Consider the following 20,914-nt stretch of genomic DNA (forward strand, 5'->3'; position numbering starts at 1 on the left):
GAGCACGCAGCATGATGCAGGAACAACAACATTCACACAGCGATCTTGCGCCGGATGCCAGCCACCAGAATGTGCTGGTTGCGGCGGCCAACCCCCTGATTAACGCGATTCCACAGATCCGCCATTCGGTGTCGCATGAAGACCCGGCGCAACTGCGTCAGCAGCTGATCGACCAGATTCGGCGCTTTGAGCTGAGCTGCCAGCAGTCGGGCCTCGGCTACGAAGTGATCATCGGCGCGCGCTATTGTCTCTGTACCGCGCTGGATGAGGCAGCGGCGCTGACGCCGTGGGGCAGTCGCGGCGTCTGGACCAGCAACGGTCTGCTGGTCACCTTTCACAACGAAACCTGGGGCGGCGAGAAGTTTTTCCAGCTGCTGGCGAAGCTATCGCAAAACCCAAGACGTCACATTCTGATGCTGGAGCTGATCTACTTCTGCCTGCTGCTGGGGTTCGAAGGACGCTACCGGGTGCTGGACAATGGCCGCTCGCAGCTGGAGACCATCAAACAGCGCCTGCTGCAGATGATCAAAAGCGTACGCGGCAGTTACGCCGCAGCGCTGTCACCGCATCCCACCGACCAGCCGGTGCTGCGCAAGTTGTGGCGGCCGATGATCCCGCTGTGGGCCTGTGCGGCTGTGGCCGGGCTGGCCGCCTGTCTGTTCTACATCGTGCTCAACTGGCGTCTGGGTGATTACACCTCGCCGGTGCTGGCCCGCATCTATCAGACGGCGCTGCCGGAAGTGAAGATCGGCAACCCGGCGCCGCCTCCGCCTGCCACGCTGAATCTGCGCGCCTTCCTGAAGCCGGAAATTGATGCCGGGCTGGTGGCGGTGCGTGATGAAGCGGACCGCAGCGTGGTGACGCTGAAAGGGGATGGGCTGTTTGCTTCGGCGGCAACCGAAGTGCGCGGCGGCTACATTGACGTGATCCGGCGCATCGCGGCGGCCATGAACAACGTCAGCGGCCAGATTCAGGTGATTGGCTACAGCGACAACGTGCCGATCCGCAGCGCGCGCTTCGCCTCCAACTTTGAGCTGTCGCTGGCGCGCGCCCGTTCGGTGCAGACCCTGCTGCAACAGCAGCTGGCGCAGCCGTCACGGGTGAAAGCGGAAGGGCGCGGCGAGAGCAATCCGCTGGTGCCAAACACCAGCGCAGAGAATCGCGCGCGTAACCGTCGTGTTGAAATCACACTGCTGGTGGCGCCGGATGCGACGCATGCCGAACTCAACGGCCTGGCGAGAGGGAACTGATCCATGCTGAATATTCTGTTTGCGGTGCTGACCAGCCGCCTTGCGTGGGGCTTTGTCGGCATCACTGCGCTCTCATTTATTATCTGGGTGATTGGCCCGGTCTTCTCTATCGTTGATTCGCGGCCGCTTGAGCCAGAGCAAAACCGCATGATCAGTATCGCGCTGCTCTATCTGGTCTGGGGACTGGGGCAGGCGATCCCGCGGCTCTACAATTACTGGCTTAACCGCAAGCTGATGTCGAGTCTGGAAACCGGCAAAAGCGATGCGCCGGAAGCCGATCGTCAGCGTCTGACCAGTGAAGAGCAGGTGCTGGCGGGCCGTTTCTCCGAAGCTACTGAAATGCTGAGAAAGGCGCACTTCCAGCGCCACAGCAGCAAAGGCACGCCGTTCTGGGCGCAGCGCTTTGGTCGGCAGTATCTCTATCAGCTGCCGTGGTACATGATTATCGGTGCACCCGGTGCTGGTAAAACCACCGCGCTGGTCAACTCCGGCCTGCAGTTCCCGCTGGCGGATAAGTTTGGAAAGTCTGCCCTGCGCGGCATTGGCGGCACCCGCAACTGCGACTGGTGGTTTACTAACGACGCCGTGCTGCTCGATACCGCCGGGCGTTACAGCACCCAGGAGAGTCAGCAGGAGCGGGATGCCAGCGAATGGCACCATTTCCTTGACCTGCTGCGTAAATATCGCGGACGTCAGCCGATCAACGGCGTCATCGTCACCCTGAGCGTCTCCGATCTGCTGAGTCAGTCGCCCGAGGCACTGCGCAACCAGGCGCTGGCGCTGCGTCAGCGTCTGATGGAGTTGCACGATCGTCTCGGCATCCGTTTCCCGGTTTATGTGCTGGTCACCAAAGCAGACCTCCTCAAAGGCTTCCGCAGCTACTTCGCCTCGCTGGATAAAGCGCAGCGTGAGCAGATCTGGGGATTCACCTTTCCGTGGGCGAAGGCATCCGCCGCCGATTTCGAACTTAACAGCCAGTTCCAGCAGGAGTATTCCCTGCTGCAACAGCGGCTCGATGCCGGACTGGCCGATCGGCTGCTGACGGAGAGCGACGCGCAGGCGCGTGCCGAAAGCTATCTCTTCCCGCAGGAGTTTGCTGCGCTGCGTCCGTTGCTGGCCGACGCGCTCGACACGCTGTTCGCCCGCTCGGATTTTGAAACCCAGTTCGCGCCACGCGGCATCTACTTTGCCAGCGGCACCCAGGAAGGTCTGCCGTTTGATCGGGTAATGGGCGAGCTGAACCGCGCCCTGAATCTGCCAGGCCAGCAGGCGGGCGAATCAGGCAGCTGGGATCAGGTCGATAAGGATGCCCCGATTCCGCAGAACAAAGGGCAGAGTTTCTTCCTGAAAGGCGTGCTGGAAAACGTGGTTTTCCAGGAGTCGGGTCTGGCGGGCAGTAACCGCTGGTGGGAGCTGCGCAATCGCGCCGGACTCTGGTCGGGCTATCTGGCGCTGCTGTTGCTGCTACTGGTCGCGGGCGGTCTGTGGCTCACCAGCTACAGCAAGAACAAAGTCTACCTGCAGGAGATGGCCGCTAAAGCGCCGCAGGTGGAGCAGCTGGGCGACCAGCTTCAGAAGCAGGTCAACGGCGATCTCTTTGCGCTGGTGCCTTATCTCAACACCCTGTTGCACCTGCCGGAAAGCGCCGACTTCTCGCTGGAATCGCCGCCGCTGACGCGTCGTATGGGCCTTTATCGTGGCACCGAGGTCAGCGATGCGACGCGTGCGCTCTACGACAAAGCGCTGAAGCAGCTGCTGTTGCCGCAGGTAGCGCAGAACATCACCCGCTGGCTGCGCAATGACAATGGCAGCGACGCTGACTACAGCTATGAAGCGCTGAAGGCGTATCAGATGCTCTACCAGCCGAAGCACTACGATGGCAAGTTTCTGCAGGCGTGGCTGATGCTTAACCTGTCGCGCGAGCTGCCGCAGAACGTGACGCAGCAGCAGGTAAAACAGCTGGCGTGGCATCTGCAACAGCTGCTGGAGACGCAGATTCACTCGTCGCCGTATGCGAAGGATGACGCGCTGGTAAAGCGCGAGCAGGCGCTGATTAATCAGATGCCGCTGTCACAGCGCGTCTATGGACGCCTGAAGCGCCTGCTGCAACGTGATGACAGTCTGCAGACCGTGACGCTGGCGGCGCTGGGCGGTCCCCAGAGCGAGCTGGTGTTTTCCCGCAAAAGCGGTAAATCGGTGAATGATGGCGTAGCAGGTCTCTATACGCCGGACGGCTACTGGCAGCATGTGGACAAGCAGATTGGTCCGGTGACGCAGGCGCTTTATCAGGACGATCTCTGGGTGCTGGACGGCGCTGCGCCGCAGCAGAAAAGTGAGCAGACCGATCTTGCGGTGCGTCAGCTCTATGTGCAGGACTACATCCGCCAGTGGGAGCAGTTCCTGAGCGATATCCAGCTCAACAGCAGCGCCGATCTCTCGCAGCGTATTAACACCGCGCGCTTGTTGTCGGGCAACCACTCGCCGCTGCGCCAGCTGGTCATCAACCTCAGTAACCTGCTGACGCTGAACCGGGCGCAGCCCGATGAGAAAACCGCGCAGTCGGCAAAGCCGTCGGATAACAGCGCTACCCGCACCCTTGAAGCGCTGTTTACCTCGCCTGAAGCGGCTGCGGCGCGTGGACAGGCGGCAGCGCAGGCGTCACCGGAGCAGGCGGTTGCCGTGCATTTTGCGCCCGTGCTTGAGCTGGCTCAGCCGTTACAGCAAGGCAGCAAGGTGCTGGCGGTGGATGATTTCCTGCACCAGATTGACGATCTCTATCGCTACCTCACGGCGGTGCAGGATGCCGCCAACAGCGGGATGCCGCCACCGGCCAGCGATGCGATCAGTCGTTTGCAGGCCAGCGCCGGACGTCTGCCCGGTTCGCTGCAGAATATGGTCTCCAGTATGGCGGTCGGGGCCAGCAGCGATGCGCAGCGTCGCGACATGGATAACGTCCGTAAACGCATCACTATGGAAGTCGGCAGTTTCTGTCGTCAGGCGATCGCCGGCCGTTATCCGCTGGTGCGCTCCGCGCGCAGTGAGGTGACGCCAGACGATCTGGCGCGGATGTTCGCCCCCGGCAGCGGCATGATGGACAGCTTCTTCCGCGACAACCTGGCCAGCAAAGTCGACACCACCAACGCCTCATGGCGCTTTACGCCGGGTATTGACGGCAAAACGCTGCCGGGCGGCGAAGCGCTGCTGCGTCCGTTCCAGCAGGCGCAGTCAATTCGTGATGCGTTCTTTGCCAATGGTGCGACTACGCCAGGCTTCCGCGTCACGCTGCGCACCGTAAAAATGGACAACGACATTCTTAACCTGACGCTGGATGTGGATGGACAGCAATTGCGTTACAGCCACGGGCCGCAGGCAGTACAGATGGTCAGCTGGCCCGGTCCGGGCGGCACCAGCCAGGTACGGATGCAGCTTGGCCTGACCAACGGCACCACCTCAACGCTGGTCACCAGTGGGCCCTGGGCACTCAATCGTTTCTTCGATCGCGCCCGTGTGACCGCGGCCGGCGGCCTGACCCGCGAAGCCACGTTCAGCGTGGAGGGGCATCAGGTCACGCTGTCGTTCACCCCTGGCAGCATTCGTAACCCGTTCCAGCTTCCCGGCTTTAGCTGCCCCTGAAACAGGACCCGACAATGACTCATTACGCTGCACCCTGCTGGTACGGCAAATTGCCCAGCGCGGGTGACTTTGTGAAGCGCCGCTTTCCTGACGTCCTCTATCGCCAATGGTCCAGCTGGTTTCAGGTGGGCCTGCATCACTGGCAGAGCAGTCAGGAGGGGGATAACGCGCCGTCGCGCCCGTTCCTCAACGCGCCGGTCTGGAATTTTGTGGTGCCGCCGATGCTGGGCAGTCAGCTGATCCAGATGGGCTGCCTGATTGCGGCACGGGACAGCGTGGGACGTAACTATCCGCTCTGCGCGCTGCGTCACTTCACCCCCGCCGAGTGGTCGCCAGCGCTGCTGGCACGCTCCGGCGAGTGGTATCAGCAGGTAGGCAATACGCTGCTGCGGGTGGTGCAGGGCGGCGGGTCGCCGGAGCAGCTGGATCAGGCACTGATCAGCATTCCGCAGCCGCAACCGCCGCAGGAGACGGACGAGCCGTCAGATATCCTCAACGTCATTGGCCATGGCGATACGCCTTCAACGCTGAACTGGACGCTGCCGGGCGAGAACTTCGACCCGCAGTTTTACACCAGTTTCTGGTGGACCAATCAGAGCGACGGGTTCCCGCTTTATACCCAGGTCCATAGCGGTAACTTCACCGCGCAGCTTTTTTCATTGCTGTTTGATCCGGCCGGTGGGGCAAAGCCGGGACGAAACGGACTTTATCCCCCGATGTTTGAATCCTGAGGCGATACCCATGACGATGAATACAGAGGCTTTGCTGGCTCCGGTCAGTGATGACAATCCCGGTGGCGATAACCTGGAGTACGACGCTGATTTTCAGGCGATGGAGCAGGCCAGTGCCGGTAAAGCCGAACAGCAGTTCGGCAACACCATCATTCCGGCCGAACCCGCCGACTGGAACAAAGTTGAGAAGCTGGCGATAGCGCTGCTGGCCCGCAGTAAAGATTTACGGGTGATGCTGGCGCTGACCCACGCCTGGACGGAGCTGAAAGGACTGCCGGGCTATGCCCAGGGCCTGAAGCTGATTGAACAGGCGCTGCTGCTCTACTGGGAGCCGCTGTGGCCCCGGCTGGAAGAGTACGGCGAGCAGGACCCGTTCTACCGCATTAATGCCCTGGCGCTGCTGGGTGACAAGACGGAACTCAGTGGCGCGGTGCGTCAGTGCTGGCTGCTGCGCTATCCGTCCGACGGTATCTCACTGCGCGATGCGGCCGCCCTGTGCGACGGCAGCAAAACCGAGGTGGCGGACTACCCTGGCGGCCTGCCGCGTCTGATCGATGAACTGGCGCGCGGCGACCAGCCCGGTATTGAGGCGGTGCTGCAGATTCATGAGCGGCTACAGACCATCTGCGAAACCGTGGCCGAACGGCTTGGCGATGCGGCGGTGCCGGAACTGGCCCTGCTGCGCAGACAGATTGCGCTGATCGCCGAACGCTGCCAGGCCACGGACCTCAGCCAGCTGATTCCTGCCGCAGCGGCGGAACAACCCGCAGAAGTGGCGGCCCCGGCGGCGGTCGCAACGGCGCCGCGCGCGGCCGCGGACTGGCGCACGGTACAGATCAGTTCCCGCGCCGATGCCCAGCTGATGCTGGAGAAAGTGAAGCTCTACTTCACCCAGCATGAGCCGAGCCATCCGGCTCCGCTGATGATCGACCGGGTACAGCGCTTAATCGAGCGCGACTTCCTGGAAATCATCCGCGAGCTGGCACCCGATGGCGTGCATCAGCTGGAAACCATTTTCGGACGTCGCGACTAAGCAGGCGTGACCCACTCACACAGCGGGACCTGCGCGCCTGCTGTGACACATTATCCGCGCATCATTGATGGAGAAAACCATGGCAACAAGCAAATCCAGTGGGCAGAAGTTCATTGCCCGCAATCGCGCGCCTCGCGTTCAGATTGAATATGACGTGGAAATTTATGGCGCGGAACGCAAAATCCAGCTGCCGTTTGTGATGGGCGTGCTGGCGGATCTGGTGGGTAAACCGCTGGAGCCGCAGCCGGGCATCGACGACCGCAAATTCCTTGAGATCGACATCGACAACTTCGATGAGCGCATGAAAGCGCTGAAGCCACGCGCCGCGTTCCAGGTAGACAACACCCTGAATGGCGAAGGTAAGCTGAACATCGATCTCACTTTCGACAGCATGGACGACTTTTCGCCGGATGCCGTGGCCCGCAACGTCGAGCCGCTGAGCAAGCTGCTGGAAGCCCGTACCCAGCTGGCAAATCTGCTGACCTATATGGACGGCAAAAACGGTGCGGAAGAGCTGATTGGTAAAGTGCTGCAGGATCCAACGCTGCTGCAGGCTCTGACCCATCTGCCTAAGCAGGATGAGGCCACTGAAGGTAAGGAGCCGCAGGCATGACGCAGACTTCACAACAACCCCAGGCGCAGGGCGCGGCCAGTTTCAGCCAGGATGAGTTCAGCGCGCTGCTGAACAAAGAGTTCCGGCCGAAAAGCGACCAGGCACGCGCCGCGGTCGAAAGCGCGGTAAAAACTTTGGCGCAGCAGGCGCTGGAGAACACCGTCACCGTTTCCAGCGACGCCTATCGCACCATTCAGGCGCTGATCGCGGAGATCGACGAAAAGCTGTCGCAGCAGGTTAACCAGATTATTCACCATCCGGAGTTCCAGTCGCTGGAAAGCGCCTGGCGCGGCCTGAGCTATCTGGTGAACAACACCGAAACGGATGAGATGCTGAAAATCCGCTTTATGAGCATCTCCAAGCAGGAGCTGGGTCGTACGCTTAAGCGCTATAAAGGTGCTGGCTGGGACCAAAGCCCGCTGTTCAAGAAGATTTACGAGCAGGAGTATGGTCAGTTCGGCGGCGAGCCGTTTGGCTGTCTGGTGGGTGACTACTACTTCGACCACAGCCCGCAGGATGTTGAGCTGCTGGGTGAGATGGCGCGCATCGGTTCGGCGGCACACTGTCCGTTTATCACCGGCACCGCGCCGGAAGTGATGCAGATGGAGTCCTGGCAGGAGCTGGCGAATCCACGCGATCTGACCAAAATCTTCCAGAACACCGAATATGCTGCCTGGCGCAGTCTGCGTGAATCGGAAGATGCACGCTATCTCGGTCTGGTGATGCCGCGTTTCCTGGCACGTCTGCCATATGGCATTCGTACCAACCCGGTCGACAGCTTCGATTTTGAAGAGCAGACCGACGGTTCCGATCACGGCAACTACACCTGGAGCAATGCGGCGTATGCAATGGCCGCCAACATCAACCGCTCCTTTAAGGAGTATGGCTGGTGTACCGCAATCCGCGGCGTGGAATCGGGCGGGGCGGTTGAGAACCTGCCGTGCCACACCTTCCCGAGCGACGACGGCGGCGTGGACATGAAGTGTCCGACCGAAATCGCCATCAGCGATCGCCGCGAAGCCGAACTGGCGAAAAACGGCTTTATGCCGCTGGTGCATCGCAAAAACTCTGACTTCGCCGCCTTTATTGGCGCACAGTCACTGCAGAAGCCGACGGAATATCACGACGCCGATGCCACCGCCAATGCCCGTCTGGCCGCGCGTCTGCCTTATCTGTTCGCCTGCTGCCGCTTCGCGCATTACCTGAAGTGCATCGTGCGCGACAAGATCGGCTCCTTCCGCGAGCGTGATGAAATGGAACGCTGGCTGAACGACTGGGTGATGAACTACGTTGATGGCGATCCGGCTAACTCCTCGCAGGAGACCAAGTCTCGCAAGCCGCTGGCCGCTGCCGAGGTGAATGTGGAAGAGCAGGAAGATAACCCAGGCTATTACGCCGCGAAGTTCTTCCTGCGTCCGCACTACCAGCTGGAAGGCCTGACCGTTTCGCTGCGACTGGTCTCTAAGCTGCCGTCACTGAAAAATGATAATGCTTAAGGGCTGAGTCGTAAGGTTATCAGGCGCGAAAGGGTATTGCGCCTGATGCCTCACAGAAAGATTGCTGAGGTGAATGTCAGGGAGGATAAAAGAATGGTTAAAAAATTAGCTCTGTATTGACTCCGTTATCTGCTGGTTTTTATTTCAGCCCTGATTTTATTCACATGCGCAGGTTATTACCTCTTCCTCTTTGACTGGAATGTCACGATGATGGGGAAAATAATTAACGGCATCCTGATTACTCTTTCAGTCACTGCGTCATTAAGTTTTTACTGGGCCGGGCACAAGCTAAGGGAAAGAGATTAATTGCTTTTGTGTTCCCTGACTCCGTGTTCAGTATTCCGATTTTCGTCATGGGAATTTAATACATTGCCCGGTCTGGTGCCCGGCAATGCACTATCTGAAATATGGTTTATGACGATATTTCAGAAGCAAGGCAAAGGTAAAATATGGACTGTTTTATTCAGCCCCATGCTTTTCTTTTTGCCATATCCTTGCTTTTTTTGAAAGCAATAATCTCAACCAATAAAGAGTGAAAGATAATGGCTATTGATATGTTTATGAAGGTCGACGGTGTCACCGGCGAATCTAAAGACTCTAACCACACTGGCTGGACTGATATTACCTCTTTCTCATGGGGTGCTTCTCAGCCAGGCAACATGTCTGTGGGCGGCGGCGGCGGTGCGGGCAAAGTTAACTTCAACGACCTGCACGTGAATGCACTGATCGACAAATCCACTACGGCGCTGCTGAAGAACTGCGCAAGCGGTAAGCATCTCACTAAAGTTGAACTCTCTATCTGTAAAGCGGGCGGTTCTCAGGTTGAGTATGCGCGCATCACCCTGGAAGACGTTCTGGTGACCGCTGTGAATTACAATGGCTCCGACAACGGCGATACCCTGGGAATGACCTACTCCTTCCAGGCTTCTAAAGTGAAGCAGCAGTACTGGGAGCAGAGCTCTTCCGGCGGCAAAGGCGCAGAAAGCAGCGCCGGCTGGGACATCAAAGGCAATAAAGAAGCGTAATATAATACGCCTCCGAAAAGGGGGCGTATCTTCATTAAAATTCAAGGAATCAGATGCAATAGTTATACGTTTCGAACATTTAATTGCAAAAGGAGGTTGTTATGGCAGAGAGAAATTCAATTGAGCCGGGATTTTGTGTTGTTCAGCGTCCAGGAAGACTGACTGAGCAGGCAATGTGGCTTTATGGCACGCGCAATATGTCTGCCGCGAACTATTTTTTGCAATTAAATGCTGATGTTGCATGGGCTAAACCCGGCCAGATTTTAATCGTTGCCGATCCGAATGGTAATAATCACCCGGCTGCCATGCGCACGCTGGAAGAAGCTAAATCCAGAACCAATAATAGTGTCACTCATCTGACCGTTGATGAGGCTGATTTCTTTAACCGCCATTATGCTTCCATTGCTGCTATTACCAATTTTATGGATAAAGCATCAGGTATCATCGGCGATGCGGGAGAGCGCTATTTCAATGAAATTGGCAAGAAACTTGTCGCTATTGAGAATGCCTACCGTAACCAATATCTGACGTCAGGAACATTGTTCGGGCAGCAGTTTTTTATCGAGCGTAAACGCCTGTTTGGTGAACTTGAAGTATTACTGAATCGTTTATCCCGATTTATGTTGAACTTGCGCCCCTATGAAAAGATTAAGCATGCTTTAAACCTTTCCAGCTCATCTATTATTCATGACTGGCAAACTGCTGGCACAGGAGTAATACGCGGTTATTCGACCTATGTAGATAGTGCAGCAAAAGCAGCGAAATTTATGAAAATGGGTGGATGGGTTTCGATAGGATTTAGTGCTGTGAATACAACGAATGAGGTTTATCACAGCTGTACCACTGAAAGAGAAGATGAATGCTCTAAAGTAGCGGTGAAAGGGTATTCTCAGTTTGCAGCAAGCACGACTGCAGGTATCCTGGGCGGCGCGGCGGCAGGTGCAATCACAACTTCCGCCTGCGTAGCACTGGGTGTTGCAACCGGAGGCATAGGTGCGTTAGCTTGTGGAATAGTCGGATCCGCTGCAGGGGGTTTTGGTGCTGCTAAACTGGGTGAAAAAGGGGCAGGTATTTTGATGGATAAGATTTTATGAGTTCGTATGATTTTTTTATGTATGGCAGTGTGATTTTATCTGTTTTGGTCATTCTTCTGCATGTCTATGCTGCGTGGTTCTTTAGAGTTAATCGAAAAGCATATCAGGATTTTATCGATCTTTATCAAAATGCTGGCTTGCAATTAGACTTAACCACGAAAGTTGCAAATCATTTGGGGTTCTATGCTAATTATCAGAAGTTAGCCTTTTTCATGAATCTCAGGAAAGGGCGGAAAATGCGCTTTTCTAAATCTGAAAATGTCAGCATAAAGGCTTATGAATTTGTACAAAAACAACCTAAAGACAAAATGGTTTGGATGGAAAAGACGCTCTATCTTTACCAGCTTACTTTTTTTCTGACAGTTGTCTGGGCTGTTTTTATGGCTATTTTTGTTTATGTATTTAACTGAAGCTATGGATAAGACTTTATGACCTGGCCTTGCATTTTGATTGCTGTGTCAGTGATGTCTTTTCTGAGTTCGATTGCTTTGCAAATTGTAGGCTACATAATATTCAGAAAAAATGTTCAAAACTATGAATCATTAATTGGCGAGTTTCGTAAAAGAAGATTGGATCTTGATTTCAGCACTCAGGTTAGCTCATTTTTCAGTCCATCATTCCATCCTGTGAAAATTTCCTGGTTTGCACGCTTATATAAAGGTGTGAAACTTCAGCGTAGAGGTAAGGAGAGCGTTAGCCAGGAGACTTATCATTTTATTCAATCGTTACCTGAAAAAGAAATAGGCTGGCTAACACGCCTTCATACTTTAAATATGGTGACTGCGGTAATGATGATTGGCGGAGGTTTAGGTTTTATTATCTGGCGTCATTTTTATAACTAGTATGTGCTTAACTATGATCATGGAGATGGCTTCATTAATACCCGAGTGCATGTGGCACCCTGAAAAAGCAACATCTGTTCTGATACCTGTCACTTCCTGAAGGCGCAGATTATGGCAGTGTGTCCCTGATGTTGCCTCTCTGTGGATACTGAAATGAAAAAAGTCCTGATGTTATTCGTTCTGACGTTATCTCCTGCAGTGCTGGCGATAACGCCTCCGGCCCCAGACGCCTTCAAGCAACCGCAGATTTTCAGGAACTGGCTTCTGAACCGCTGTGCAGGTAAGGCTTCGACTGACAAGGCCTTCACCGATGATGCCTTTAAAAGCGCATCAGCCTGGTTAGAGGTAAGCCACCTCCCTGTTGAAGCCTTCAGTGATGGTGATAAGTTGATTAATGCGTATCTGGAGATGAACCTGACCGGCTCGGTATCAGGTAACTTCAATATGATGAAATGCACATTACTTTCGCAAAGCCAGGATGCTCAGATGCTTTACGAAAGATATAAAAATAAAAGTTAATATCAATGGTGAGTTTCTGATGAAATATTTTTATTTACTGCTATGTTTTTTAGCTTCTTATGTTTCCTCCGTCCAGGCGATGAGTGATTGTTCAAGCGGGAATAACACTCAGGAAGTTAACGAATGTGCAGAAAAAAATAAAACAGAGTCAGAGCTGGATTTAAATAAAGAGTATAAAGCGGCGAAAATCCGAATCGAGCACCTTTATAGAGGCCATGATCAGGAGTCCAGCCAGTACCGAAGCGCCTTCATTGATACTCAGCGCAACTGGCTTAAATACCGTGATAGTCAGTGCAGGCTGGAAGCCTATGCCGCTGAAGAGGGCAGCGATGCTTATGTGAGCGTCATGAATTTCTGTATTGATCGTCTCGATAAGGAACGCACTGCAATTCTGAAGCAACTGCCTTACTGATTACCCAGAAAGATTTATGTCTGTTTAAAATTCAAAAAAATCACTCTTATTGGTCTCTGATATGCTGTCTTTTCGGATTCGGAGTTATGCTGCTCGCTTCTTTAAGTAAGAATTAATTCCCGTCGCAGTGGATTTAATTTATTAACCAGTAACTCTGTCAGTTTAAGTAACGTATCCGGCGTCACTAATTTAAATAAACCCCAACCCCAAAATTAAACTTTCCCGCTCCCTATACCCCGCGCCTTTCCCCGAGAGGTGCGCGGTATAGATGCCGAACCGCTAACCGCAGGAATCCGTTATGCGCTTTACGATAATAACGACTAAACCCGGCCAACAGCCGCCGCAAACTCATTGTGATTTCTTCCCGCCCGGCGGCACCATTGGTCGCGGCGTGGATAACAATCTGGTGCTGCCGGATGACGACCGAACGCTCTCCCGGCTGCAGGCCATTGTGCACATCACCGCAAACGGTGAATGTCGTCTGACTAACCGTGGCAATGTGACGCGCGTGCTGCTCAACGATATTCCGCTGGAACGCGGTCGTCAGGTTGAGCTGCAGGATGGGGACATTCTGGGCATCGATGATTATCAGCTGCTGGTCAGCGATCTCAGCAGTGCACAGCAGCCGCAGACTGAAAGGGCGGTTCCGCGTCCGGATCCGGTCCAGCCTGCCGCGGCTCCTCGTGAACCGGTAGCCGAAAAAGCCAGCACCACCGCCGCCATCCCCAGCGAAATCTGGGACAGCCTGGCGAAAGAGTTTTCGATTTCCGACGATCTCTCTAAACGCAAAGCCGCGCCGGAAATGCCGGATGCCCATCCGCTGACCGCGCCCGCCATGCCAGACCGGAATCCGGAAGATCCGCTGGCACAGCTGATCAACGATGCGCCGCTGGATTATGGTCAGCAGCCCAAAAACAGCAGCCTGTTTGACGACGGCGATGCGCTCTTTGCGCAGCAGAGCATTTTTGACGACCGTACGCCGAGCACGCTGGCGGCTCAGCAGCCCAGCGCGCCAAAGCAGTCTCAAGCGCCCGCCGCTGAACTGGATCCGCTGAGCCTGTTCGACGGCGAGAGCAGTGCGGATGTGCGCAACCATGATGATCCCTTAGGACTGATGATGGGGAACGCGGTGCCGCTGGCGCAGCCGGAGCCAGCGAAACCGGCGACGCTGCATGTGCCGCCTCAGCCAGAGACAAAGCCTGAGCCGGTTGCCGCACGCTCACCTGAGCAGGCTTCCATCAGCCTGAACGAAATGGATCACTCACCGCTGTTCAGCGGCATCGACTTACCCGTTGATGACCAGCCTCATAGTGAAGCCCCGCGCCAGACGCTGCTGGCGGATGAGGAGGCGGAATCTGGTCAGACAGACGCGGTTAATCCGCAAAACGACTACGGCGGCATTACGCTGCCGACACCCCAGGCGGTGCAGCGTGCTCCCTCACCGACGCCGAAAGGGCGGCTGCGCATCGATCCGGTTGCCTCGGGTCACCAGCATGCCGCCGCCGTGCAGCCCTCCACATCCAGCCAGAGCAGCGGCGATGCGCTGAAAGGTGAACTGCTGGACGCGCTGCTGGAAGGCATGGGTCTGCGCGATCTGCAGCCAACGCCGCAGTTTGACCGCGAGCAGATGCTGCAGTTTGGTCAGATGCTCAGCATGTTCTCGCAGGGCACGGTCGCGCTGCTGTCATCGCGCTCGATACTTAAGCGCGGCGTTAAGGCCGACATGACGGTGATCCTCGACGACGCCAATAACCCGTTCAAGCTGCTGCCATCGGGCAAAACCGTTCTGATGCAGATGTTCGGCAGCCGGATGCCGGGCTTTATGCCACCGCGTCAGGCGGTGCGGGATGCGCTGATTGATTTGCAGGCGCACCAGCTGGGCATGATCGCCGGTATCCGCGCCATCATCGCCTCGATGCTGCAATCCTTTAATCCCGAGCAGCTGGAAGAGGAGGCGCGTCAGGCAGGATCGGTTTCCCGTATCGGCCTGCCGGGCAGCCGTAAAGCGGCGCTGTGGGAGCATTTTGTTGAGCGCTACGGCGAGACGGCGGGCGAGATCGAAGACGATTTCCACACCCTGTTTGGCGAAGCGTTTCTGCACGCCTATGACCTGGAAGTTAATCAGTACAAAGACTCACAAACCCACACGGATGACGCATGAATATCACTATTGCCTCGACGTCGAATCAGGGCGATCGCGCCAGTAATCAGGATCAGATCGGTGATGTCATCGGTAAGCGCTCCGCCTGTTTTGTGGTGTGCGACGGTGTGGCCGGGTTTCCCGGCGGTGACAGGGCGGCCGCCATCGCCCGCAGCAGCCTGCTGGAAGCGTTCGATGGGGATGCGCACCTCAATGCGCAGTCGATTCGCAACTACGTTAATCACGCAAATCACGCCATCCGGCAGCAGCAGAAAGCCAGCAGCGAGCACAGCCGGATGGGCACCACGCTGGTCAGCCTGTTCATTGACCGCGACTACCACCTTGCCTGCTGGGCGCATGCCGGTGACAGCCGCCTTTATCTGTTCCGCCGCGGCTATCTCTATCTGGTCACCACCGACCACAGCCTGGTGCAGCAGATGAAAGATGCCGGACATCGCACCGAAGGCATCAACAGCAACCTGCTCTATTTTGCGCTGGGGATGGGTGATGAGCAGCGCGACGCCAGCTACAGCGACGTGGTCGGGATTGAGGATGGCGATGCCTTTCTGCTCTGCACCGATGGTTTCTGGCACGGTGTGACGCTGGAGCAGATGCAGCAGTCACTGCACATGGTGAATACGCCGGAAGAGTGGCTGACGCTGATGCAGCAAATCATCAAAAACGATCAGTCAGATCAGGGGCAGCAGGATAATTTCAGCGCACTGGCCGTCTGGATTGGATCGCCACAGGACACCACTTTGCTGCACTCGCTCTCTGAAGCGGCGCAGTTCTTCCCTCTGCGAGATTGAGAACGCCAACATGAAATATGGATTACTGGGTCTGGCTGCGCTGCTGCTCAGCACGCACGCTTATGCTGAAAACTATCGCATCGTTCAGTCCCCGGCACAGAAACTGGATGTCTGGATTGATGACGTCAAAAACAATCAGCTGTCGAGCTGGTGTAACAGCACCATTAACCTGCGCATCGTCACCCTGGGTGAGAAAAACGCGTCGGTGCTGAAAGAGTTTCTGCCACGGGTGGCTGGCCTAATGGCGTCGCAGTGTAAACCGCTGCAGCAGCTGCACTGGCAGCTGACCGATACAGCGGGCAGTGAAATCGCTACCGGCAGCGCCGCCCGCGCGCAGCAGTGGAAGACCGTGGTGACGCCACCCGCGCCGCCTGCACAGCAACAGCCAGCCACGGCTGCCGTGCCTGCGGACCCATTGGTCAATGCCGCCCAGGCGGATACCTCGCCATGGCTGCAGTTCAGCCTGCTCGACGGCTGCCATTTCCGCACCTGGTGGCAGCATCCGGCGCAGGGCAGTGCGCTGTTTGTGCCAGCTAAGCAGGGGCTGGTCTGCGGTTCCGATGGCTGGCTCAGCGGACACAGCCGCCTGACGCAGCAGGGTAACGGCGCGCCGGCAGCCGTCGGCGTGACCTTCCTGCAGGGCTTCCCGGTGATGGGACTGAGCAGTCAGTCGTCTACCGCTGAACTGCACATCACCACGGTTAACAGCGAGCGCATGGTGCTGAGTAACGAGAAATCCCCGGACAGCTGGCTGGTTCTGCCCTTCAGCAACCGCTTTAACGGCTGGCAGGCGGCCCGTCAGGTGGTGGTGCTGATGCCCGCCAGTGAAGCCGCTGATGAGAGTGCTTTGCAGGCACGTCTGCAGGAAGTCCGCAAAGTCTGGTCACCGTGGGTCAGCGGCAATACCACGCTGAGCGTACAGCTGGTGGAAAAACTGCACCCTGAACTGAAAGATCCCGCCGCTGCGGTCTACCGCACCCTTAACTGACGCAAAAGGAGTTTGCATGGAATCCTTACAACATCATCTTGCGAACGCCACGCTCAGCGAGACGCTGGCTGACGTTACCCGCCAGATTCAGGCGAATCCGGCGAACGCCGATCTGCGCGCCGCCTTTGTACAATTACTCTGTCTGGCGGGCAACTGGACGCGCGCGCAGACGCAGCTGCAATCCTGGCTGGCGTTAAGCCCGCAGGCGCAACCAACGGTTAATCTGTTGCAGCAGGCGATTGCCGGTGAGCTGCAGCGTGATGCCGTGCTGCGTGGTGAGGCACAACCCGTGCTGCCGGGCAGCGCCTGGCACTGGTGCGACACACTGCTGGCCGCATTACAGGCCGAAACCGCGGGTGATGTCGCGCGCGGCAGCGCACTGCGTGCCGACGCGCTGGATCTTGCGGCCGCCAATCCCGGCACCGCGACCGGGCAGGATCAGCCGACCGCCTTCAGCTGGCTGATGGATGGCGACAGCCGTTTCGGGCCGGTGTGTGAAGTGATCAATCAGGGTCGTTATTACTGGATCCCGTTCGCCGCTATTTGTGAGATGCAGTTCCAGGCACCCGCCAGCGTCACCGATCTGGTGTGGCGTCATACGCGGGTGCAATTGGTGGATGGCAGCGAACAGGTGTGTCAGATCCCGGCGCGCTATCCGCTGCTGGCGGGTGCGGACGAGCGTTTTCTGCGCGCCAGCGTCACCGAATGGCAGCCGCTGGGCGACGATCCGGACCAGTTTATCGGCCAGGGACAAAAAATGTGGCTCAGCGACAGCGCGGAGTTCTCGCTGCTGAGCCTGCAGCAGGTCGCGTTTGATAACGTTGAGTCCGCCGATGAGCCATGATTCAGGCGCGCACAACGACGGCTATGCCCAGCTGCATGGCGGCTTTCGTGCGCGCAAAAAGCGCGATGCGCTGACCGCCCGAGACAAGCTGCAATCCTCGCTGCTGGACCGCCTGACCGACAACGCGCCGGACAGGCAGCAGGAGCCGGAGAACAGCATGCTCATCAGCCACAGTACGCTGCGCCGCCACGTACTGCGCGATCTGCAGTGGCTGTTTAACACCATCAATAACGAAGCGCAGCAGGATCTGGGCGGTTTCGATCAGGTACAGCGCTCGGTCTGGAACTTCGGCGTAGCGCCGCTGGCCGGACAGAACGTCTCGGATATCGAATGGCAGGATATGCAGCGCAAAATGACCAACGCCATTCTGCACTTTGAGCCGCGCATTCTGCCGCAGGGACTCCAGGTGCGATGCGTCAGCGATCTCGGCTCGCTTAGTCTGCACAACGTGTTGTCGATTGAGATCAAAGGGCGGCTCTGGTGCGTGCCTTATCCGCTGGCGTTTCTGTTCCGCACTCAGGTTGATCTGGAGAGCGGCCATTTCGAACTTCAGGATGCAGGGTAATCATGGACAGCAATCTGCTCGACTATTACAACCGTGAACTGGCTTACCTGCGCGAGATGGGAGCAGAGTTCGCGACGCGTTACCCGAAAGTGGCGGGACGTCTTGGCATGCATGGCATCGACGTGGCCGATCCCTATGTCGAGCGGCTGATGGAGGGATTCGCCTTCCTGACGTCGCGTGTGCAGCTTAAGATGGATGCGGAGTTTCCGCGCTTCTCGCAGCGCCTGCTGGAGATGATTGCGCCATCCTATCTCTCGCCAACGCCATCAATGGCGATCGCGCAGCTGACGCCGGACAGCCGCAAGGGTGACATCACCCAGGGCTTTCGCGTGCCGCGCGGCACCATGATGGAGAGCCAGAACCTGAAAAAAACCGGGGTGACCTGCAGCTACACCACCGCACACGATGTGGTGCTGCATCCGCTGCGCATCAGCGAAGTCACTCTCGGCGGCGTGCCCGGCGATCTGCCCTCTGGCGAACTAAAACTGGGTGGCCTGGGCGCGGCCAGTGCGCTGCGCATCCGCATCAGCTGCGAAGGGATCTCCTCATTGAGTCAGCTCAGTGTGGATGACCTGATGCTGTTCCTGAGCGGGTCCGATATCCAGGCGCTGAAGCTGCTGGAGCTGCTGATGCAGCACCGGGTCGGCATCGTCCTGCAGTCCGCAGAGCAGCGGCCACAGCGTCAGGTGCTGACGGATGAGGCCCTGCAGCAGGAGGGCTTTGCACCGGAGCAGGCGCTGCTGCCGGACGATCTGCGCAACTTCGACGGTTATCGTCTGTTGCAGGAGTATTTTGCATTTCCGGCGCGCTTCCAGTTTATCAGCCTGAGTCAGCTCGGCCCGTTCCTGCGTCGCTGTGACAACGCCACCGCATTCGACATCATCATTCTGCTCGATAAAGCGGACAGCGCGCTGGAAAGCGTGGTCGATCACAGCCATCTGGCGCTGCACTGCACGCCGGTCATCAATCTGTTCCCGAAAACCGCCGAGCGCCTGAAGGTCAGCGACAGCCAGCATGAATATCATCTGGTGGTGGATAACATCCGGCCACTGGATTATGAGGTGCATTCGGTGCAGCGGCTGTTCGCCACCGTGGAAGGCCAGCGGGAAGAGCAGGTTTTCCGTCCGTTCTGGAGCACCTTCAGCGGTGACCAGGGTGATTACGGTGCTTACTTCTCACTGCGGCGTGAACAGCGCACCCTGTCAGAGCAGGCCCAGCGCTACGGCACGCGCACCGGCTATATTGGTTCCGAAGTCTTTCTGTCGCTGGTGGATGAGCATCACGCGCCGTGGCGCGACGACGTGCGCTATCTCTCCGCCGAGGTGATGTGCACCAGCCGCGATCTGCCGCTGATGCTGCAGCAGGATCAGGGCAACTTCGTGATGCCGGACTCGATTCCGGTGTCGGAGTTGAAACTGTGCAAAGGGCCGACGCCACCGCGTCCGGCGCTGGCGGAAGGCCTTTCTGCGTGGCGACTAATCAGCCATCTGCAGATGAACTACCTCAGCCTGATGGACAGCAGCGACGGAGAAGGCGCGGCGGCGCTTCGCCAGCTGCTGAGCCTCTACGCCAACCTGGCGGAAGCGCCAGTTGCCCGCCAGATTGACGGCATCCGCCACTGTACGCTCAGTGCGGTCAACCGCCGCGTGCCGGAGCCGGGTCCGGTGGTGTTTGCGCGCGGCGTCAGCATCACGCTGGAAGTGGATGAGCAGGCGTTTTCGGGTGCCAGCCCGTGGCTGTTCGGCAGCGTGCTGGAGCGGGTCTGTGGCCGCCTTGTGGCGCTCAACAGCTTTACGGAGTTCACCCTGAACAGCCAGCAGCGCGGCGAAGTAGGCTACTGGCCACCGCGCATGGGCCGGAAAGCGCTGATATGATTGGCGAAAAAGTCATTACGCTGCCGCGGCTGACCCGACTGCCGGATGATTTCTGGCAAAAAGTGATGGCCGCGCCGTGGCGCTACGATCTGTTCCAGCTGCTGCGGCGGCTGGATGCGCAGGGCGGTCAGCGTTATCCACTGGGCCGTGCGCCGCTGCCGAAGTTCGAATCGGTGCGCATTGGTCAGACGCCGTCACTGGCGTTTGCGCCCGCCACCGTCGCCAGTGCCACGCCACGTGAAGAGTCGGGACGGCATGAGCTGTCGATTTACAGCTTTGGCCTGTTTGGTCCCAACGGCCCGCTGCCGACCCATCTGACTGAATATGTGCATGAACGGATTGTGCATCATCAGGATCACAGCCTGTCGGCATTTGCTGACCTGTTTCATCATCGCGCCACGCTGCTGTTCTATCGCGCCTGGGCGGATGCGCAGCCGACCGTGTCACTGGATCGCCCCGACGACAGCCGCTTCCTGAACTATCTCGCCTGCCTGGGAGGCATCGGTTTACCGGCGCAGCAGCAGGCCAGCTCGCTGAGCCTCCATGCCCGGCTGATGCTGGTGGGGCATCTCAGCCGTCACGGTCATGATGCTGAAGGGCTTGTCCGCATTCTGCGCCACTACTTTGGCGTGCCGGTGCGGCTGACGCAGAACCTGCCGCACTGGCTGACGCTGGACAGCCGCGATCAGGCCCGGCTGGGCGCGGGACGCCATATGCCCCGGCTGGGTGCCTCTGCTTTTCTCGGCGTGGCGGTACGCGACGTGCAGCACCGTTTCCGCCTGCATCTGGGGCCGCTCAGCGCCGCGCAGTATGCACATTTCCTGCCCGATGCCCCCGGCGCGCAGGAAGTGCGCGACTGGGTACGTCACTACCTCGGCATCGAAATGCAGTGGGATCTCAGCCTGATCCTGGCTGCAGACGCGGTGCAGGGTGTGGCGCTGGGCGGCGCTGCCCGGCTTGGTTACACCAGCTGGCTGGGGCAGATGCCGCAGCCGCAGGATCGCGAAGATTTTATATTTGAGGTTGAGGCAGCTTCGCGCTAGCCC

Annotated in this window: 19 protein-coding genes; all 19 read left to right on the forward strand. The window is 57.7% G+C overall.

The window, feature by feature from the left end; all coding sequences use genetic code 11:
* Positions 1-11 precede the first annotated feature (11 nt).
* The 19 genes from AC6I8C_RS07730 to tssG all read left to right on the forward strand — a co-directional run bounded on the left by AC6I8C_RS07730 (position 12) and on the right by tssG (position 20,911).
* Positions 12-1,250: a DotU family type VI secretion system protein gene (locus tag AC6I8C_RS07730; RefSeq protein WP_013357570.1), complete on the forward strand. Its 1,239-nt coding sequence runs from the start codon at positions 12-14 to the stop codon at positions 1,248-1,250.
* A gap of 3 nt (positions 1,251-1,253) precedes the next feature.
* On the forward strand, positions 1,254-4,883 hold the full coding sequence (gene tssM, locus AC6I8C_RS07735) for a type VI secretion system membrane subunit TssM (protein WP_497822081.1): 3,630 nt from the start codon (positions 1,254-1,256) through the stop codon (positions 4,881-4,883).
* A 14-nt stretch (positions 4,884-4,897) separates the two neighbouring features.
* Positions 4,898-5,614 (forward strand): type VI secretion system-associated protein TagF, encoded by a 717-nt coding sequence (gene tagF, locus AC6I8C_RS07740; RefSeq protein WP_098050882.1) that lies wholly within the window; start codon positions 4,898-4,900, stop codon positions 5,612-5,614.
* A 16-nt stretch (positions 5,615-5,630) separates the two neighbouring features.
* Positions 5,631-6,647: a type VI secretion system protein TssA gene (gene tssA, locus AC6I8C_RS07745; protein ID WP_497823319.1), complete on the forward strand. Its 1,017-nt coding sequence runs from the start codon at positions 5,631-5,633 to the stop codon at positions 6,645-6,647.
* A 79-nt stretch (positions 6,648-6,726) separates the two neighbouring features.
* The gene (gene tssB, locus AC6I8C_RS07750) at positions 6,727-7,260 is read left to right on the forward strand and encodes a type VI secretion system contractile sheath small subunit (RefSeq protein WP_013357574.1); all 534 of its coding nucleotides are present in this window, start codon (positions 6,727-6,729) and stop codon (positions 7,258-7,260) included.
* Complete coding sequence (gene tssC / locus AC6I8C_RS07755) at positions 7,257-8,756, forward strand: type VI secretion system contractile sheath large subunit (protein ID WP_095707337.1); 1,500 nt, start codon at positions 7,257-7,259, stop codon at positions 8,754-8,756. Before tssB ends, tssC begins: the two co-directional genes overlap by 4 nt.
* 542 nt (positions 8,757-9,298) lie before the next feature.
* The gene (locus tag AC6I8C_RS07760; RefSeq protein WP_013357577.1) at positions 9,299-9,781 is read left to right on the forward strand and encodes an Hcp family type VI secretion system effector; all 483 of its coding nucleotides are present in this window, start codon (positions 9,299-9,301) and stop codon (positions 9,779-9,781) included.
* Positions 9,782-9,882: 101 nt separating this feature from the next.
* Positions 9,883-10,875, forward strand: coding sequence for a hypothetical protein (locus AC6I8C_RS07765; protein WP_497822082.1), 993 nt, complete (start codon positions 9,883-9,885; stop codon positions 10,873-10,875).
* Positions 10,872-11,285: a hypothetical protein gene (locus AC6I8C_RS07770; protein ID WP_497822083.1), complete on the forward strand. Its 414-nt coding sequence runs from the start codon at positions 10,872-10,874 to the stop codon at positions 11,283-11,285. The genes AC6I8C_RS07765 and AC6I8C_RS07770 overlap by 4 nt, the downstream gene beginning before the upstream one ends.
* Before the next feature lie 18 nt (positions 11,286-11,303).
* On the forward strand, positions 11,304-11,717 hold the full coding sequence (locus tag AC6I8C_RS07775) for a hypothetical protein (RefSeq protein WP_497822084.1): 414 nt from the start codon (positions 11,304-11,306) through the stop codon (positions 11,715-11,717).
* A 153-nt stretch (positions 11,718-11,870) separates the two neighbouring features.
* On the forward strand, positions 11,871-12,236 hold the full coding sequence (locus tag AC6I8C_RS07780; protein WP_497822085.1) for a T6SS amidase immunity protein Tai4 family protein: 366 nt from the start codon (positions 11,871-11,873) through the stop codon (positions 12,234-12,236).
* A 19-nt stretch (positions 12,237-12,255) separates the two neighbouring features.
* Positions 12,256-12,648, forward strand: a complete 393-nt coding sequence (locus AC6I8C_RS07785; protein WP_497822086.1) for a lysozyme inhibitor LprI family protein — start codon at positions 12,256-12,258, stop codon at positions 12,646-12,648.
* 298 nt (positions 12,649-12,946) lie between these two features.
* Entirely contained in the window at positions 12,947-14,809 is a 1,863-nt protein-coding gene (gene tagH / locus AC6I8C_RS07790) for a type VI secretion system-associated FHA domain protein TagH (RefSeq protein ID WP_497822087.1), read from the forward strand.
* A complete protein-coding gene (locus tag AC6I8C_RS07795) occupies positions 14,806-15,597 on the forward strand; it encodes a PP2C family protein-serine/threonine phosphatase (RefSeq protein ID WP_013357582.1) in 792 nt (263 codons plus the stop codon). Before tagH ends, AC6I8C_RS07795 begins: the two co-directional genes overlap by 4 nt.
* A 10-nt stretch (positions 15,598-15,607) precedes the next feature.
* The gene (locus AC6I8C_RS07800) at positions 15,608-16,585 is read left to right on the forward strand and encodes a hypothetical protein (RefSeq protein WP_497822088.1); all 978 of its coding nucleotides are present in this window, start codon (positions 15,608-15,610) and stop codon (positions 16,583-16,585) included.
* A gap of 16 nt (positions 16,586-16,601) precedes the next feature.
* A complete protein-coding gene (locus AC6I8C_RS07805; RefSeq protein ID WP_497822089.1) occupies positions 16,602-17,429 on the forward strand; it encodes a type VI secretion system accessory protein TagJ in 828 nt (275 codons plus the stop codon).
* Positions 17,419-17,994, forward strand: a complete 576-nt coding sequence (tssE, locus tag AC6I8C_RS07810) for a type VI secretion system baseplate subunit TssE (protein WP_377794727.1) — start codon at positions 17,419-17,421, stop codon at positions 17,992-17,994. The genes AC6I8C_RS07805 and tssE overlap by 11 nt, the downstream gene beginning before the upstream one ends.
* Before the next feature lie 2 nt (positions 17,995-17,996).
* Complete coding sequence (gene tssF, locus AC6I8C_RS07815; RefSeq protein WP_497822090.1) at positions 17,997-19,868, forward strand: type VI secretion system baseplate subunit TssF; 1,872 nt, start codon at positions 17,997-17,999, stop codon at positions 19,866-19,868.
* Positions 19,865-20,911 (forward strand): type VI secretion system baseplate subunit TssG, encoded by a 1,047-nt coding sequence (gene tssG / locus AC6I8C_RS07820; protein ID WP_497822091.1) that lies wholly within the window; start codon positions 19,865-19,867, stop codon positions 20,909-20,911. The genes tssF and tssG overlap by 4 nt, the downstream gene beginning before the upstream one ends.
* The last annotated feature ends 3 nt before the right edge of the window (positions 20,912-20,914 follow it).

Source organism: Pantoea sp. X-Soil-YNGN-844 (assembly GCF_059730595.1).

What these genes read in the sequence shown, in the direction of transcription:
- tagH (WP_497822087.1), top strand. Translation starts at nt 12,947, where the DNA reads ATGCGCTTTACGATAATAACGACTAAACCCGGCCAACAGCCGCCGCAA.
- tssF (WP_497822090.1), top strand. Translation starts at nt 17,997, where the DNA reads ATGGACAGCAATCTGCTCGACTATTACAACCGTGAACTGGCTTACCTG.
- AC6I8C_RS07795 (WP_013357582.1), top strand. Translation starts at nt 14,806, where the DNA reads ATGAATATCACTATTGCCTCGACGTCGAATCAGGGCGATCGCGCCAGT.
- AC6I8C_RS07785 (WP_497822086.1), top strand. Translation starts at nt 12,256, where the DNA reads ATGAAATATTTTTATTTACTGCTATGTTTTTTAGCTTCTTATGTTTCC.
- tssB (WP_013357574.1), top strand. Translation starts at nt 6,727, where the DNA reads ATGGCAACAAGCAAATCCAGTGGGCAGAAGTTCATTGCCCGCAATCGC.
- tssA (WP_497823319.1), top strand. Translation starts at nt 5,631, where the DNA reads ATGAATACAGAGGCTTTGCTGGCTCCGGTCAGTGATGACAATCCCGGT.
- tssC (WP_095707337.1), top strand. Translation starts at nt 7,257, where the DNA reads ATGACGCAGACTTCACAACAACCCCAGGCGCAGGGCGCGGCCAGTTTC.
- tagF (WP_098050882.1), top strand. Translation starts at nt 4,898, where the DNA reads ATGACTCATTACGCTGCACCCTGCTGGTACGGCAAATTGCCCAGCGCG.
- AC6I8C_RS07805 (WP_497822089.1), top strand. Translation starts at nt 16,602, where the DNA reads ATGGAATCCTTACAACATCATCTTGCGAACGCCACGCTCAGCGAGACG.
- tssG (WP_497822091.1), top strand. Translation starts at nt 19,865, where the DNA reads ATGATTGGCGAAAAAGTCATTACGCTGCCGCGGCTGACCCGACTGCCG.
- AC6I8C_RS07775 (WP_497822084.1), top strand. Translation starts at nt 11,304, where the DNA reads ATGACCTGGCCTTGCATTTTGATTGCTGTGTCAGTGATGTCTTTTCTG.
- AC6I8C_RS07760 (WP_013357577.1), top strand. Translation starts at nt 9,299, where the DNA reads ATGGCTATTGATATGTTTATGAAGGTCGACGGTGTCACCGGCGAATCT.
- tssE (WP_377794727.1), top strand. Translation starts at nt 17,419, where the DNA reads ATGAGCCATGATTCAGGCGCGCACAACGACGGCTATGCCCAGCTGCAT.
- tssM (WP_497822081.1), top strand. Translation starts at nt 1,254, where the DNA reads ATGCTGAATATTCTGTTTGCGGTGCTGACCAGCCGCCTTGCGTGGGGC.
- AC6I8C_RS07765 (WP_497822082.1), top strand. Translation starts at nt 9,883, where the DNA reads ATGGCAGAGAGAAATTCAATTGAGCCGGGATTTTGTGTTGTTCAGCGT.
- AC6I8C_RS07730 (WP_013357570.1), top strand. Translation starts at nt 12, where the DNA reads ATGATGCAGGAACAACAACATTCACACAGCGATCTTGCGCCGGATGCC.
- AC6I8C_RS07800 (WP_497822088.1), top strand. Translation starts at nt 15,608, where the DNA reads ATGAAATATGGATTACTGGGTCTGGCTGCGCTGCTGCTCAGCACGCAC.
- AC6I8C_RS07780 (WP_497822085.1), top strand. Translation starts at nt 11,871, where the DNA reads ATGAAAAAAGTCCTGATGTTATTCGTTCTGACGTTATCTCCTGCAGTG.
- AC6I8C_RS07770 (WP_497822083.1), top strand. Translation starts at nt 10,872, where the DNA reads ATGAGTTCGTATGATTTTTTTATGTATGGCAGTGTGATTTTATCTGTT.